The following is a 14165-nucleotide window of genomic DNA, read 5'->3' on the forward strand; positions in this document are numbered from 1 at the left end:
ATGATGGCACAATGAGTGCACTTCCGATCGAGCAGCGGCTCGGCCACCATCTCAAACGGGTCGAGCAGGAGCTCATCGCCGCCAAGACCGTGGCTCTGCGGCCGTACGGCCTCAACGTCCCGCAGTACACGGTCCTCCTCGTCCTCGCGCATGAACCCGGCCTCTCCGGGGCGGCGCTGGCGCGGCGTTGCCTGGTCACCCCGCAGACGATGTCCTCCGTCCTGACCACGCTCGAATCGCGCCGGCTGGTGGAGCGGACGCCGCATCCGATCCACACCCACATCCTCGAAGTCCGGTTGACGCGGAAAGCGAAGTCGGTGCTGGCCGAGGCGGACGCCGAGGCGGTGAAGGTCGAACTGCGGCTGAGCGCGAAGTTCAAGCCACAGGAGGCGGACCAGCTGATCGAATACCTCGGCCGCTGCTCCGGCGTTCTGACCGAGGTGGCCGCCGGCCCCAAGAAGGCGCGCTGACGAAGGAGAAAGCCGTGCGGGATGCCGGGGAGAGGCCGACACCCCGCACAGCGTCTGCGTCACCGGTCCTGGCGCCGGGACATTGCCGGGGACACCGCCGGGATCGGTGCGTTTCATCATCATCCCGCCGGTGCATGGCTCGAATCATCCTCCTTGGGCGAGATGTTGCCCAGTGTCCTGACGTCCCTAGGACTCTGTTACCTAGGTTCAGCAGGGACAGGCACCGAGACGGGAAAGAGGTGACACTGGACCAATGGACCAGCGAACCGAACTCGGCGAGTTCCTCCGGTCCAGGCGCGCCCGCCTGCGGCCCGAGGACGTCGGCCTCCCCGCGGCCCTCGGGAAGCGCCGGGTGCCCGGGCTGCGCAGGGAGGAACTGGCGCAGCTCGCGGGCGTCAGCGTCGACTACTACGTCAGGCTCGAACAGGGCCGGGCCCGCAACGCCTCGGCCACCGTGCTCGACGCCGTCGCCCAGGCGCTGCGGCTGAACGAGGACGAGTACGCCTACCTGCGCAACATCGCCAAGCCCGTGCCCGCGCGGCGGCGGCCCGCCCGCCCCGAGCGGGTGCGCCCCGGGCTGCAGCGGCTGCTCGACATGAGCGCGAGCGTCCCGGCGTACGTGGTCGGACGCCGGGTGGACGTGCTCGCCTGGAACCGCGCGGCCTGCGCGCTGTTCACCGACTTCGCCGCGCGCCCGCCCGGAGGCCGCAACTGGGCCCGCATGATCTTCCTGGAGCAGGAGATCCGGGACCTGTTCGACGACTGGACGGTCAAGGCGCGCGAGACGGTGTCCTACCTGCGCATGCAGGCGGGCAGCCGGCCCGACGACACCGAGCTGGCCGCGCTGGTCGGGGAGCTGTCGGTGAAGAGCGGGGACTTCCGCCACTGGTGGGCGAGCCACGAGGTCCACGACAAAGCCCACGGCCGCAAGCACCTGCGCCACCCGGTCGCCGGCGACCTCGTGCTCGACTTCGAGACGCTGCGCCTGCCGTCCGACCCCGACCAGGTCCTGGTCACCTACACCGCCGAGGCGGGGTCACCCTCGGAGGAGGCGCTCAACTTCCTGACGAGCTGGAGCGCCGACACGCCCGATCGCGCGGAGCGCACCTCCTGACGAGGCAGTGGCCAGGACCGGACCCCCCTTAGCCGCGGAACCCTCCGACACCGAACCAGATGTGGCACAGAGTGCTTACCTCCGTGTACGCGCCGTGGTTGGGATCGGCGTGCCAGTTGTACTCCTCGCTGTCCTTCGGTGCGAACGCCCAGCTGTTCAGCTGCTCGCTCCGCATGGTCACCAGCGGCTTGGTGCCCGGGACCGGATCCGTCAGGCAGGCGAAGGCGGGGCCGGTCGCCTGCCACCGGGCATTGGGCGGTGCCGCGTTGCGCGAGTAGTAGCGGCCGATGTCGCGCTTGGGGTCGCCGCAATTGCTGTCGCAGACGAACTGGTAGATGTCGACGAGGCCGGGGACGCCGCGCTCGCCCGCGCTGTAGGCGCCGCCGATGACCTGCATGTCGGCCCATTTGTCCTCGCCTGGATGAGCACCGTTGACGCTCAGATGGCGGGCTTCGTTGCCGCGCGCCTTGTACCGCCTCAGCCCGCTGGGCGCGACGGTCTCGTAGATGTATTCGACGCCGGTTCCGGCGGGCACCTGCGTTCCCGCGTTCGGACTCTGGCCGTGCACGACATTGGTCTGCCAGGTGACCTCGTCCGGCTTCCCGGCGCAGGCGAGGGAGAGGGCCTGAAGGGTCTGGCACGCCTGGTCGGGGTTCATGCTCTGCACGGACGGCACGACGACCCCGCTGCCCCGCGCCGGATCGATGTACGTCAGCGTGATCGTGGTGCCGGTGTTCGCCTCACGCGGCGCGCGCGGGTCCTGCGCGATCACCCGTCCGATGTCGGCGGGGTTCTGCGCGACGCCGCCCGGCACGTCCCGCCATTGGAACCGCGCGTTCTGCAGGGTCTGGTGGGCCTGGTCGATCGTCAGGCCGGTGACGGGCGGGACCCGCGCCGGGCCGCAGACTCGGAGCACGACCAGGGAGTCCCGCTTGACCCGCGTCCCCGCACCGGGATCGGACGCGGTGACCGTCCCCGACACGCAGTTGCCGGGGAGCGATACCGACCGCGCACGCAGCCTCGCCCGCCTGATCTCCGCCTCGGCCTGGGCGGCCGGTTGCCCGACCACCGGCGGCACCACGACCAGCGGCCGGGGCGGGTCGTCCGGCTCGCGGGCCGGGGTCCCGCCCTCACCCTCACCGGTGCCGCGCTGGCCGTCACCGCCGCGCTGACCGGTGCTGCCGCCGTCATCGCCGCCGTTGCGGGTAGTGTTCGGGCGCCCGGTCGGGTCGCCGATGTCGGTGCCAGGGGACGGGCGGCGCGTGACAGGGGGCACGCCCGTGGCCGGACGCTGCGAGCGGCCGCCCTCCGGCCCGTTGCTCAGGTCGTCCGGGGCGAAGGTCACCACCTTGCCCTCACGGTCGAACGACATCAGCTCCTTCTGGTCCGGGTCGTTCACCCAGACGCGGCCGTCCCTGGCGAACAACTCGAAATCGTCACCGCCCTTCCCTTGGACGTGCCGGGGCTCGCCCGTCGGGCGCATCGAGCGCAGGTCGTGCACCACTACGTGGCGGCTCCGGTAGTCGGGGACGTACACGCGGCCCCGCGACACCACGGGCGGCCCGAAACGGTGGCGCTCGCGTCCGGCCAGGCGGCTCGTCCGGACGGCGCCGGTGCCGAAGTCCGCCTTGATCAGGGTGGCCAGCCGCCGCGTGACGACGACCAGGACGGGGCTGTCGGCGCCCGGCGCGGCCGCCTTCACATCGGACGGGTCCTGCCGCGGCAGGCCGATGGTGCGCTCCGGGGTGCCGTCGGCCTTCATCATGGTGGCCTCGCCGCGCTCCGGCCGGTAGACGACCGGCCGCCCGCCCGCGAGGACCAGCGCGACCACCTCGCCTCCCGCCGACACCCGGTGCCCGGACACGAACCGGCCCCCGGACACCGCGAAGAGCTCGCCGGTGTGGCCGGACAGCGCCCAAGCCGTGCCCCGGCCGTCCACCACGAGCTGGGTGGCCGGGGCGGGCAGCGAGGCCTGCGCCCCGCGGTTGCCGGACGGTCCTTCGAGGAGGGTCACGCGGCCGTCCGGGTCCAGCACGTAGGCGTTGCCGCCGCCCGCCGCCACCCGCGGCCTCGGCCCCTCCTTCCGCTGGGCGGCCCTGACCAGCTGCGGGTCGAGGGAGTCGGTCGGCAGCCGCCACACCGCGCCCGTCACGTTGTTCACCACGTACAGCACGCCCGGGGACATCTGGACGACCTCAAGGCGCTGCCCGCCCTTGGCCAGCCTGCGCACCGCCCGCGCGTCCACGCTCTTGGCCTCGGCGTTGACGCGCACCACGGTGCCCTTCTTCTGCACGTGGGCGCTGGCGTCGTCGAGCATGGCGTGCGAGGCGCGGTAGCCGCCGCCGAAGGTGACCGCGACCACGCCCGCGAGCAGGGCCACGACGAGCAGCCCGCGCAGGAGCCTCTCCCGGGTGGACGCGGTCATCGTTCATCCTTTCCGGCTGCGGGCGGAAAACGGTGGAACGGCGGAGCGGCATAGGGGATTCGGTGGCGGGTCGGCGCCGCCACGGACGACAATAGGACGGCCGAGGCGAAATCCGCAGCCGAGTGCGTGGGAAGGGCTCCCCAATCCCGGGGCCGGTTCGCGGGCGAGCCTGCGGCCTTTCGGCTGGACGGAATGGGGGAGAGGCGATGACGGCGGCGACCGTGTTCTCCGGCGAACGGATCTATTGCGTGGACCCGGCGGAACGACTCTTTTTCGGACGGTCCGCGGAATGCACGATCTGCCTCGACGCCGAGGACACCGCCATTTCCCGGCGGGCCGGCGAGATCGTGCACGAGCGCGGCGCCTGGTGGCTGGTCAACCGGTCCTCCGCGCACCCGCTCTCCGTCATCGACGAGGTGGGGCTGCGCAGCGTGCTCGTGCCCGGCCGCCGCACGGCGCTCGACGCCGTCACGCGGATCGTCGTCGCCGGGGCGCGCGGCAGCCACACGCTGCGGGTCGAGGTGCCGGAGGCCGCCGCCGACCGGGCGGCCGAGTCCGCCACGCCCGCCGGAGACCCCACCGCGGTCGGCGAGAACGTGCTGATCAGCCAGGCCGACCGGGACGCGATGCTGGCGCTGTTCGCCGGCTACCTGGAGGAGCCGCCGCGCCACGACCCGCACCCGAGGACCTATGCCGCCGCCGCTGCCCGCCTCGGCTGGCCGCGCACGACGCTGGTCAAGCGCATCGAGTACCTGCGCACCCGCCTGGACGAGGCCGGCGTGCCCAACATGACCGGCTGGAACGCGCTGACGAACCTGGCCGAGTACGCGCTGTCCCGCGGCCTGATCACCAAGGACGACCTGCGCCGCGTCCGCCGCGACCGCTGACCCCGGCGCTGGGAAGGGCTTCCCATTCAGCCGGGACGGGCCGTTCCGTACGGTCGGGCCCATGGAGACCATGAGCCATGCCGAGGCCGTCGCCGGCATCGGCGCGCGCCCGCCGGGGGACCCGGAGGGGATGCGGCGCCTGGCCGACGACCTCCGCCGGATCGCCCGGGAGCTGGGCTCCGTCCAGCGGATCCGGATCGAGCACTGGGACTCCGGCCGCGCCCGGGAGGCCAAGGCCAGGATCGCCGGGGCCGCCCGCACGGCGTCGGACGTCTCCCATGACCTCGGACGGGCCGCCCGCCTGCTGGACCAGGAGGCCGCCGAGCTCGTCGCCGCCCGGGGACGCTGGGCGCGCCGCTACACCGACCTCACCGGGGAGGCCCCGCCATGACCAAGCCGCCCGCCGCCGGTCCGATCACCATCGACTTCGACGAGCTGGCCAAGGCCGCGCCCGAGGTCGCGGATCTGCACCACGTGCTCGCCAGGGCGTCCGCCCGGCTGGCGGGCCTGGACGTCGGCGCGGACATGCCGCCGGACGTGGGGGCCAGGGTGCGCGCCGCCGTCCACGCCGCCGCCGCTGAGACGGGCCGCGCCGCCGCGCGCGTCGACGGCCTGGACCGCGGCATGGCCTCCTGCGCCCGCTTCGCCCAGATCGCCAACGGCATCGCTTTGGGCGCGAAAATCGCGGAGCCGCTGAAATACCAGCTGGAAGTCATCGGCCTGTCGAAATGGGTCACCGGCCTCAAGGTTTTCGGCTATGCCGCCGAAGTGCCGTCCCTTATCTCGGACCTCTCCAATCCCTATCTCGGGACTGACCGGAAGGTGGCGAGGGGCGCCGTGCGCGTCACCGCCGTGGCCGGTGCGGACGTCGGCGGAGCCAAGGCGGCCCAGGCCCTCGGCGCGGCGGCGGGCCGGCGCGCGGCGGCCAGGGAGCTGGAGCGCGGCGGGACCCGGCTGGCGGCCAGGGCGGCGGCGAAGCTGGTGTCCGGGCGCGTGGTCATGCTGGCGGGCGGCCCGGCCGGGATCACTCTCGGCCTCGCCTGGACGATCGCGGACGCCAAGTTCAACCTCACCCCCAAGGTCGCCGATGGCGCCCTCTGGACGGCGGGCAAGGTCGGGGACGCTGCGGGAGAGGTCGCGAAGGGCGCGGACAAGGCGACCCCCTGGGACGGCGTGGCGCCGTGGTGAGCTCGGGTCACATGGCGGTGAGCTGGGGTCACATGGCCACGTGCACGTGGTCGGTGTGGCCGGAGACGAAGCCCTTGCCCACCTGCTCGCCGTTCTTGATGTTGCGGGCGCCCGGGCCGTTCCAGAACAGCTCCTTGAGCTGCCTGCCGTAGTGGTCGGACACCCAGTCGGCGAAGCGGGACATCTCCTGGGGCGAGCCGCTGGCGTCGAACGCCCGGTTGCGGTAGTGCCAGGACCCTTGGGCGTGCACCGGGTCGACCTTGTCGAACGGCTCCATCTCGCGGATGGTCAGGTTGAAACGACGCTGCCCGATCTCGGCGAGCCCACGCAGCGAGATCCGCTCGGGCGTGTGAGGCCGCGCATGCCCTGGCCCGTGGCCGGGCTTGTGCCCGCCCCCGCGATCCGAGCCGCGATCCGAGCCGTGTCTCGGGCCGTGCTTCGGGCCGTGTTTCGGGCCGGACGGCGGTAGGTGGTGGCGGACGCCGGGGCCGCGGTCCGGGCCGTACAGGGCACGGAGCAGCGCGGCGACATGCGCGGCGGACCCCTTGGAGCCGTGCTCCTCGCGCAGCGACCGGATCAGCGACTCCACCGTGGTGCGGGCCTCGCCCCGGTCGGCGCCCGAGAACCTGCGCCATGCCTCGACGACGTAGCCGATGTCGCGGCTCATCAGGTAGGGCAGGCGCCGCAGCCCGTCCCAGTCGTCCAGGGCCTCGTCGAGCCGATGGCGGAGCTTGTTCTCCAGAAGGTCGTCCCCCAGGTCGAGGGTCCCGAGGTCGTCGCGCTCGCGGCGGCAGCGGTGGTAGGTCGTCTCGACGGTGGCGAGCAGCTCGGTGAGGCGGCGGGTCAGCGCGTGCAGTTGCTCGCCGTCCACCAGGACCTTCCGCATCCCTCCGCCGAAGGGCCGCGCCGGGACCCGCCACGGACGCAGCCCCGCCTTCTCCCCGCCGCCCGCGCCGGGACCGCCGCCGTGCGACGGCTTGCCGTGCGCCTGCCCGTGCCGGACGATCGCGCGCCGCGCGTCGTCCAGGAACGGCTTGTGCAGGCCGTTCTGGTACGTGGACCAGGCGTTCCACGGGTCCGGCCGGAACGACTTCGACTCCTCCCACACCCGGTGGGCGGCCTTGGCGTTGTAGAGCGGCTCGTACAGCCGGTCCTCGTCCAGGCCGCCGAAGTGGGCGCTGTTGATCTGCCAGAGGCCGCGCGAGTCCTCCGGGCCCGCCGCGTTGCTCCCGGGCCGCCCGCTGGACTCGGCCAGCGCCACGGCGACGGCCACCTCCAGGTCGCGTCCCCGGAACCCGGCCTTGGCCGCGACGTCCGCGATCTCGCCTGGGCTCATGGCCGTCACAGCTCCACCGCCTTGCCCTCGATCAGCTCGCGCACGTCCCGGCGCAGGGAGCCGACGTCCACCGGGACGGTCGCCCCGTCCGCCTCGCCGACGGCCGTGGCGGACTCAGCGACCCCGGCGGGCTCGGTGAGCAGGGCCGTGGTGCCGTCGCACGCGATCAGCCAGCGCAGCTCGCCCGCCGCGAAACGGCCGTCCGGGCCGCCCTCGCCGAGCCGGTGCGCCACGCTCAGCGTGACCCTGGACGGCGTCGCGGCGGCCCCCTCGTCCAGGCCGCACAGGCGGGGCAGCAGCGTCCCGGCGTCGGTGTCGAGAAGCTCGACGGAGCCGAGCCCGGCAGGCAGCGCGGTCAGCAGGGTCACGGGCGGGGCGTCTCCGGCGGCCACCGAGTACCGGGCCGTCCGGCCTCCCGGCTCCCGCTCGATCACGATCTCGGCCAGCGTCCGCGGCGACGCGCACGGGCCGAGCAGGCGGCGGAGGCCGCCCGCGACCCGGACGCCGTCAAGGGGTTCGGCCTCGGGCAGCGCGACGAGGTCGCGGGCGGCCAGGCCGCGGATCGCCGCCGCGTCCACGGCCAGGTCCCCGGTGTCGCCCGCCGTGACGAAGGACGGCAGGCTCAGGTACGCGATCCGCCGCAGCGCTCTCAGCTCGTCGATCGTGACGATCATGCGATCACCCCTCGCGGCGCCGCGGCGCCGCCGTTGGCGGTCCCGCCGGCGGCCCTGTCCGCGGCGGCCTGCGCGAGCGCGGCGGCGTCGAGCAGGTGGCGGCGGGCGGCGGCGAGGTGGTGGAGCCGGTAGTGCCCGCCGATGTGGTCGCGGAAGGTGTCGGCGGCGTTGCCCCGCCAGTAGGCGTGCGAGCCGCCGGCCTCGCGGCGCAGCTCCTCGCGCACATGCTCCAGGCGTTCCGCGGCCTGGACGAGGGTGCGGTGCAGGTCCCGTAGGCGTGCTTCCGATGTCGGCACGGGCCCGACGCTAGGGCGGCGCGCGTCCCGTCCGGTATGGGAAGGGCTTCCGATTCCCCGGGGCCCGCCGCCTCGCCTACGTTCGCCCTGCACCCGAGACAGAGGAGCACGTGATGAGCAGGGTCAAGGCGGATCCGGCGCAGGTCGAGGCGCTGGCGCGGAAGGTGGACGAGCAGGGCGCGGTCATCGGCGGGCTGGTCGGGGTGCTGGCCTCGGCGGTGTCCAGCATGGACTGGGAGGGACGGAGCGCGAGCCGGTTCGACGAGGCGTGGCACGCCGAGTACCGGCCGATGCTGGAGCGCATGCGCGACTCCCTCGAACACGACCTGTCGCCCGCCATGCGGGCCTTCGCCGGCCGTGTCGCCGCAGCGGACGGACAGATCTAGACCTCCGGCAGTCGAGACCCGGGAGCCGTCCGGCATGGAATGGGAGATCACGGTCGCGGACCGGTGGGGCCGGTCCATGCCCGTCGTCGTCGAGGCCGGCCCGGCCGCGACGGTCGGGGCGCTGTGCCGGGCCCTGGCCGACGCGTCCGATGCGTCCGGCGGGATTCTGGCGGGCTCGCCGGGCGGAGTCCTGGCGGGCCCGTCCGGCGCGGACGGGCACCCGCCGCGCACGGACGGCCCGCCGTACCTCGGCGCGCGACCGCTGGACGACGCCGAGCCGCTGGCCGATCTGGTGGGCGAGGGCTGGGGGGACGGTGCCGTGCTCTGCTTCGGCGGCCCGCTCCCCGCCGCGTCCGTGCGGCCCGGCGGGAGGCCCGGCGACCGGGAGCTGGCCGTGATCGGCGGGCCCGCCGCCGGGGCGGGCATCGCGCTGCCCGCCTCGGGCACCGTGCTGCTCGGCCGGTCCTCCGCCTGCGATCTCCGCCTGGACGACCCGGAGGTGAGCCGCCGCCACGCCGAGCTCCGCACCGACGGCAGCGGCGCGTTCACCCTCACCGACGCAGGCTCCCGCAACGGGACGGTGCGGCGCGGATTCCGGATCGACGAGGCCGCGACGCTGAAGCTGGGCGAGACGTTCCAGATCGGGGAGACGGTGCTGGCCCCCCGCCCGGTCCCGGCCGCCGACGCGCAGCTGTCCGCCGATCCCGGGCACGGCGTGCGGCGGTTCAACCGGCCGCCGCGGATCCTGCCGCCCGCCGTGCGCGCGGAGGTGGCGATCCCCGCCGAGCCGGACCGGCCGCGCGGGCTGCGGTTCCCGCTCGCGATGGTGCTGGTGCCGCTGGCCGCCGCCGGGGCCCTGTACCTGTTCATGCCGGGTTCGCGCTTCTACCTGCTGTTCCTGGCCCTGTCGCCGCTGATGGCGGTCGCCCACTTCGCCACCGAGCGGCGGGGCGGGCGCAAGGACCACCGGGACAAGACGCGCGCGTACCGCGCCGACCTGGCCGCCGCCCACGCGCGCATGGCCGAGCTGGCCGCCGCCGAGGAACACGCCGTCCGCGCGGCGCTGCCCGATCCGGCCGCGCTGGTCAGGATCGCGACCGGGCCCGGCGGGCGGCTGTTCGAGCGCCTCCCGTCCGACCCCGACTTCCTGCGGCTCCGCGCCGGCCTGGCCGACCGTCCGGCCTCGATCAGGCTGACCGGGCCGGGCGCGGACGCGGCCGCGCCGCCGACCGTCCACGCCGTTCCCGTCCCGATCGACCTGGCCGCCGCCGGGGTGCTGGGGATCGCCGGTCCGCGCCCGTCCGCGCTGGCCTGCGCCCGCGCCGTGCTGGCGCAGGCCGCCGTCCTGCACGCCCCGCACGACCTCGGCATCACCGTGATCACCGGGACGGACACGGCCGCGGACTGGGAATGGGCGAGCTGGCTCCCGCACACCCTGCCGGACCGTCCCGGGCAGGCGTGCCGCCGCATGCTCGCCACCGACCTGGCGCAGGCGGAGGCGCGGATCGCCGAGCTGGGCCGCCTGGTGGCCGAGCGGCGCGGCGAGCAGCGCGCCGGGCTGCGCGACGGCGTCCCCGCCGGGCGGCGGATCCTGCTGGTCCTGGACGGGGCGCGGCGGCTGCGCGACCTGGCGGGGCTCGCCGACCTGCTCGCCGAGGGCCCGGGCGCCGGGGTGTACGCGCTGTGCCTGGACGGCGCCGAGAACGACCTGCCCGGCGAGTGCGCCGCCACGATCGTGGTCGCCGGCCCGTCCGGGACCCGGGTCACCGTCAGCAGGCCGGACCGGGAACCCGCGGAACAGGTCCTCGCGGACGGCCTCGGCGCCGCCGCGGCCGGCGAGCTGGCCCGCGCGCTCGCGCCGCTGCGGGTGCTGGGCGCGCGGTTCGGCGACGACGACGGCATGCCGAAGGCCGTCCGCCACCTCGACCTCACCGGGCTGGGCCCCGATCCCGGCCCGGACGACATCGCCGCGCGCTGGGCGGCCATGCCGGACGGCCGCAGCACGCGGATGCCGCTCGGCGTGGGACCGTCCGGCCCCGTCGTGGCCGACCTGCGCCGCGACGGACCGCACGCCCTGATCGCCGGGACGAGCGGCGCGGGCAAGTCCGAGCTGCTCCAGACGCTGGTGGCGTCGCTGGCGCTCGGCAACGCCCCGGACGCCCTCAACTTCGTGCTCGTCGACTACAAGGGCGGCAGCGCGTTCGCCGAATGCCGCGACCTGCCCCACTGCGTCGGGATGGTCACCGACCTGGACGGCCACATGGTGGACCGCGCGCTGGCCTCGCTGTCGGCCGAGCTGCGCCGCCGGGAGGCGATCCTGGCCGAGGCGGACGCCAAGGACATCGAGGACTACTGGGCGCTGACCGGCGGGCGGCTGCCGCGCCTGGTCATCGTGATCGACGAGTTCGCCTCGCTGGTGGAGGAGGTGCCGGAGTTCGTCCAGGGCGTCGTCGGGATCGGGATGCGCGGGCGCAGCCTGGGCGTGCACGTGGTGCTGGCGACGCAGCGGCCGGGCGGCGCGGTGACCGCCGAGCTGCGCGCGAACGTGAACCTGCGGATCTGCCTGCGGGTCACCAGCCCGGCCGACAGCACCGACGTCATCGAGGTGCCGGACGCCGCGCGGCTGTCCCGCCACCACCCCGGCCGCGCGTACATGCGGACCGGCCACGCCGACCTGGAGACCATGCAGTGCGCCCGCATCGGCCGCCCCCGCACCGAGGAGCCCACCGGCCCCGGCGAGGACGGCACGGTGGCCGTCCGGCGGCGGCACGTCACCGACCTCGGCGCGGCCAGGCCCGCCGCCGAAGACCCCGGCGACCAGGGCCACGACGGCGCCACCGACCTCACCGCGCTGGTCGCCGCCGTCCGGGGCGCCGCCGCCGACCTCGGCATCGCCGCGCCGCCCGGGCCGTGGCCGCCGCCGCTGCCCGCCCAGGTCACGCTCGCCGAGCTGGAGCACGCCCCCGCCGGCTCGCCCGTGGCCGTCCCGATCGGGCTCGCCGACGAACCCGGACGGCAGCGGCGCCGCACCTTCGTCCTGGACCTGGAGCGGTCGTGCCCGGTGGCCGTCGCGGGCATGGCGCGCAGCGGCCGCTCCACCGCGCTGCGGACCCTCGCCGCCGCCCTCGCCGCCGGGGCGAGCCCCGCCGACGTGCACCTGTACGCGCTGGACTACGGCGGCCGGACCCTCGCGCCGCTGGCCGGGCTGCCGCACTGCGGTGCCCGCGTGGACGCCGACGAGCCCGACCGCGCCGAACGGCTCGTCGCCCTGCTGACCGCCGAGGAGGCGCGGCGGCGGCGGATGCTCAGCGCGGGCGGGTACGGCTCGCTCGGCGAGATGCGCGCCGCCGTGCCGTCCGCCGAACGCCCCGCCTACCTCGTCCTGCTCGTGGACCAGTACGACACGTTCGCCGCCCGCTACTCCGACGTCGACGGCGGCCGCCTGGTCGAGGCGCTGGAGGGCCTGCTGCGCCGCGGCCCGGCCGTGGGGATCCTGCCCGTGGTGTCCACCGACCGGGCCGGGTTCGGGCACCGGCTGGGCAGCGCCGTCGCCACCCGGCTGGTGCTGCGGCAGACCGACGCCGAGCAGGCCACCGCGTTCGGCCTGCACCCCCGCGAGGTGCCCACCACGATGCCCGACGGCCGCGCGCTGGCGCTGCCCGGCCCCGTCGAACTGCAGATCGCCCTGCTCGACCCCGATCCGAGCGGGGCGGCGCAGACGGCCGCGCTGGAACGGCTCCGCACCGCCCTGGAACGCCGGTGGGACGGCCTGGACCCGGCCGCGGGACCGCACCGCGTGGACCCGCTGCCCGAGTCGATCACGACGGCGGAACTGGCCGCGCTGCGCTCGTCCGCGCCCCCGCCGGGACCGGCGGTCTGCACGGTCGGCGCGGGCGGCGACCACCTCGCCCCCGTGGACGTGGACATCGCCGACGCGGGCGGGACCCTGCTGGTCAGCGGGCCGCCCCGCTCGGGCCGGAGCGCGGCGCTCGTGGCAATCGCCACCTCCCTCGCGGGCCGCCGCGACGGCACCCTCGCGGTCGTCGCCGTCTGCCCGCGCCGCTCCCCGCTGCGCGGCATCGCGGACCTGCCCGGGGTGTCGGCGGTCATCACCGCCGCCGAACCCGCCCGGGACCTTTCCGACGCTTTGGACGCGCTGGACGGCCGTCCCGTCGCCGTCCTCGTGGACGACGCGGAGCTGCTCGCCGACGACCGCCTCGCGGGCCCGCTGGACGGGCTGACCGCGGCCGCCAGGGACGGCGGCGCCCTCGTCATCGCCGCCGGGACCACCGAGGACCTCGCCCCCCACCGCTACCGGGGCTGGCTCGCCCGGATCCGGCGCGGGCGCTGCGGGATCCTGCTCAACCCCGTCTCCCACCTGGACGGCGAGATCCTGGACGCCCGGCTACCCCGCTCGACCTGCGGCGGCTGGCCGCCGGGACGGGGGCTGCTGGCCTGGCGGGGCGGGCTCACCGCCGTCCAGGTGCCCGTCCCCGACGCACCCGTCCCCGGCGTCCGCGACGCGGGCGGCATTCCGGACGTCCCCGGGTCGGGAAAGGGGACCGCGACGTATGGCTAATTCCGCAAAGCGCCACAAGGTGCCGAGCCTGCGCGGCTATCGTACGGCAGCGAAATGGGCACCCTCTGACACCGGGAAGGTCGCCACATTGTCCGATGCCGAGGCCGGGGCCTTCAGCACCGATCCGGAGCGGATCGACACCCTGCCGCCCACCGCGGCGGCCTCGTCCGCCAGCCCGCTGGGCAGCCTCTACCTCCTGGAACACGTGATCGGCAGCGGCGCCACCGGGCGGGTCTGGCAGGGCCGCCGCCGCGCCGACGACGCCCTGCTCGCGGTGAAGGTGCTGCGCGGCGAGTTCGCCGACGACATGGACGCGGTCACCCGCTTCCTGCGGCAGAAGACCGTCCTGCGCGGCCTCGCCCACCCCCATCTGGTCCGGGTGCGGGACCTGGTGGCCGAGGGGGACGTCCTCGCGATCGTGATGGACCTGGTGGACGGCGACGACCTGCGCCGCGTCCTGGCCGCCGGGACGCTGCGCCCCGACCAGTTCCTCACCGTCCTCGGCCAGGCCGCGGGCGCGCTCGCCGCCGTCCACGCGGCCGGGGTGACGCACCGCGACATCAAGCCGGAGAACGTCCTCGTCACCCGGCGCGGCGCCGAGCCGTTCGCGCTGCTGACCGACTTCGGGCTGGCCGGGATCGCGGACGGCGCCGTCCTGACCCGGGCGTCGCAGCTCGTCGGCACCCCCGCCTACATCGCGCCGGAGGCGGTCGCCGGGCGCCCCGCCGGTCCCGCGGCGGACGTGTACGCGCTGGGCGTGACGCTCTACGAGGCGCTGGCCGGGCGGCGCCCGTTCCACGCCCCCAACCC

General features: G+C 75.3%; 12 protein-coding genes. 8 read left to right on the forward strand and 4 right to left on the reverse strand.

Annotation, left to right across the window (positions count from 1 at the left end; translation table 11 throughout):
* Positions 1 to 11: 11 nt before the first annotated feature.
* Both E1298_RS10800 and E1298_RS10805 read left to right on the forward strand, forming a co-directional pair.
* A complete protein-coding gene (locus tag E1298_RS10800; protein ID WP_131891910.1) occupies positions 12 to 470 on the forward strand; it encodes a MarR family winged helix-turn-helix transcriptional regulator in 459 nt (152 codons plus the stop codon).
* A 253-nt stretch (positions 471 to 723) separates the two neighbouring features.
* On the forward strand, positions 724 to 1584 hold the full coding sequence (locus tag E1298_RS10805) for a helix-turn-helix domain-containing protein (RefSeq protein WP_131891912.1): 861 nt from the start codon (positions 724 to 726) through the stop codon (positions 1582 to 1584).
* Positions 1585 to 1612: 28 nt separating this feature from the next.
* On the opposite strand, the gene E1298_RS10810 is transcribed toward E1298_RS10805, so the two are convergent.
* On the reverse strand, positions 1613 to 4009 hold the full coding sequence (locus tag E1298_RS10810) for a PASTA domain-containing protein (RefSeq protein ID WP_131891914.1): 2397 nt from the start codon (positions 4007 to 4009) through the stop codon (positions 1613 to 1615).
* A 206-nt stretch (positions 4010 to 4215) separates the two neighbouring features.
* Here E1298_RS10810 and E1298_RS10815 point away from each other — a divergent pair, with 206 nt between their 5' ends.
* From E1298_RS10815 to E1298_RS10825, 3 genes are all read left to right on the forward strand, one after another.
* On the forward strand, positions 4216 to 4896 hold the full coding sequence (locus E1298_RS10815; protein WP_131891916.1) for an FHA domain-containing protein: 681 nt from the start codon (positions 4216 to 4218) through the stop codon (positions 4894 to 4896).
* Positions 4897 to 4957: 61 nt separating this feature from the next.
* Positions 4958 to 5287, forward strand: a complete 330-nt coding sequence (locus tag E1298_RS10820; protein ID WP_131891918.1) for a hypothetical protein — start codon at positions 4958 to 4960, stop codon at positions 5285 to 5287.
* Entirely contained in the window at positions 5284 to 6084 is an 801-nt protein-coding gene (locus E1298_RS10825; RefSeq protein ID WP_131891920.1) for a hypothetical protein, read from the forward strand. The genes E1298_RS10820 and E1298_RS10825 overlap by 4 nt, the downstream gene beginning before the upstream one ends.
* A 28-nt stretch (positions 6085 to 6112) precedes the next feature.
* Here E1298_RS10825 and E1298_RS10830 read toward each other — a convergent pair whose 3' ends face one another.
* Genes E1298_RS10830 through E1298_RS10840 form a run of 3 tightly spaced genes read right to left on the reverse strand, consistent with a single transcriptional unit; the run spans position 6113 to position 8390 of the window.
* A complete protein-coding gene (locus E1298_RS10830; RefSeq protein WP_131891922.1) occupies positions 6113 to 7420 on the reverse strand; it encodes a transglycosylase SLT domain-containing protein in 1308 nt (435 codons plus the stop codon).
* A 5-nt stretch (positions 7421 to 7425) separates the two neighbouring features.
* The gene (locus E1298_RS10835; RefSeq protein WP_131891924.1) at positions 7426 to 8094 is read right to left on the reverse strand and encodes a hypothetical protein; all 669 of its coding nucleotides are present in this window, start codon (positions 8092 to 8094) and stop codon (positions 7426 to 7428) included.
* A complete protein-coding gene (locus tag E1298_RS10840; protein ID WP_131891926.1) occupies positions 8091 to 8390 on the reverse strand; it encodes a hypothetical protein in 300 nt (99 codons plus the stop codon). The genes E1298_RS10835 and E1298_RS10840 overlap by 4 nt, the downstream gene beginning before the upstream one ends.
* Positions 8391 to 8503: 113 nt before the next feature.
* Here E1298_RS10840 and E1298_RS10845 point away from each other — a divergent pair, with 113 nt between their 5' ends.
* From E1298_RS10845 to E1298_RS10855, 3 genes are all read left to right on the forward strand, one after another.
* A complete protein-coding gene (locus E1298_RS10845; protein ID WP_131891928.1) occupies positions 8504 to 8776 on the forward strand; it encodes a WXG100 family type VII secretion target in 273 nt (90 codons plus the stop codon).
* 34 nt (positions 8777 to 8810) lie between these two features.
* Positions 8811 to 13355 carry an FtsK/SpoIIIE domain-containing protein gene (locus E1298_RS10850; RefSeq protein WP_131891930.1) on the forward strand — a complete coding sequence of 1515 codons (4545 nt, stop codon included), beginning with the start codon at positions 8811 to 8813 and terminating at the stop codon, positions 13353 to 13355.
* 88 nt (positions 13356 to 13443) lie between these two features.
* A partial coding sequence (locus tag E1298_RS10855; RefSeq protein WP_165975410.1) for a serine/threonine-protein kinase occupies positions 13444 to 14165 on the forward strand: 722 nt, incomplete at its 3' end.

The organism is Actinomadura rubrisoli, from assembly GCF_004349215.1.
Classification (GTDB): domain Bacteria; phylum Actinomycetota; class Actinomycetes; order Streptosporangiales; family Streptosporangiaceae; genus Spirillospora; species Spirillospora rubrisoli.

Coding starts and splice junctions, on each gene's coding strand:
- E1298_RS10800 (WP_131891910.1), top strand. CDS start 12: ATGAGTGCACTTCCGATCGAGCAGCGGCTCGGCCACCATCTCAAACGG.
- E1298_RS10845 (WP_131891928.1), top strand. CDS start 8,504: ATGAGCAGGGTCAAGGCGGATCCGGCGCAGGTCGAGGCGCTGGCGCGG.
- E1298_RS10815 (WP_131891916.1), top strand. CDS start 4,216: ATGACGGCGGCGACCGTGTTCTCCGGCGAACGGATCTATTGCGTGGAC.
- E1298_RS10825 (WP_131891920.1), top strand. CDS start 5,284: ATGACCAAGCCGCCCGCCGCCGGTCCGATCACCATCGACTTCGACGAG.
- E1298_RS10820 (WP_131891918.1), top strand. CDS start 4,958: ATGGAGACCATGAGCCATGCCGAGGCCGTCGCCGGCATCGGCGCGCGC.
- E1298_RS10835 (WP_131891924.1), bottom strand. CDS start 8,094: ATGATCGTCACGATCGACGAGCTGAGAGCGCTGCGGCGGATCGCGTAC.
- E1298_RS10830 (WP_131891922.1), bottom strand. CDS start 7,420: ATGAGCCCAGGCGAGATCGCGGACGTCGCGGCCAAGGCCGGGTTCCGG.
- E1298_RS10810 (WP_131891914.1), bottom strand. CDS start 4,009: ATGACCGCGTCCACCCGGGAGAGGCTCCTGCGCGGGCTGCTCGTCGTG.
- E1298_RS10850 (WP_131891930.1), top strand. CDS start 8,811: ATGGAATGGGAGATCACGGTCGCGGACCGGTGGGGCCGGTCCATGCCC.
- E1298_RS10805 (WP_131891912.1), top strand. CDS start 724: ATGGACCAGCGAACCGAACTCGGCGAGTTCCTCCGGTCCAGGCGCGCC.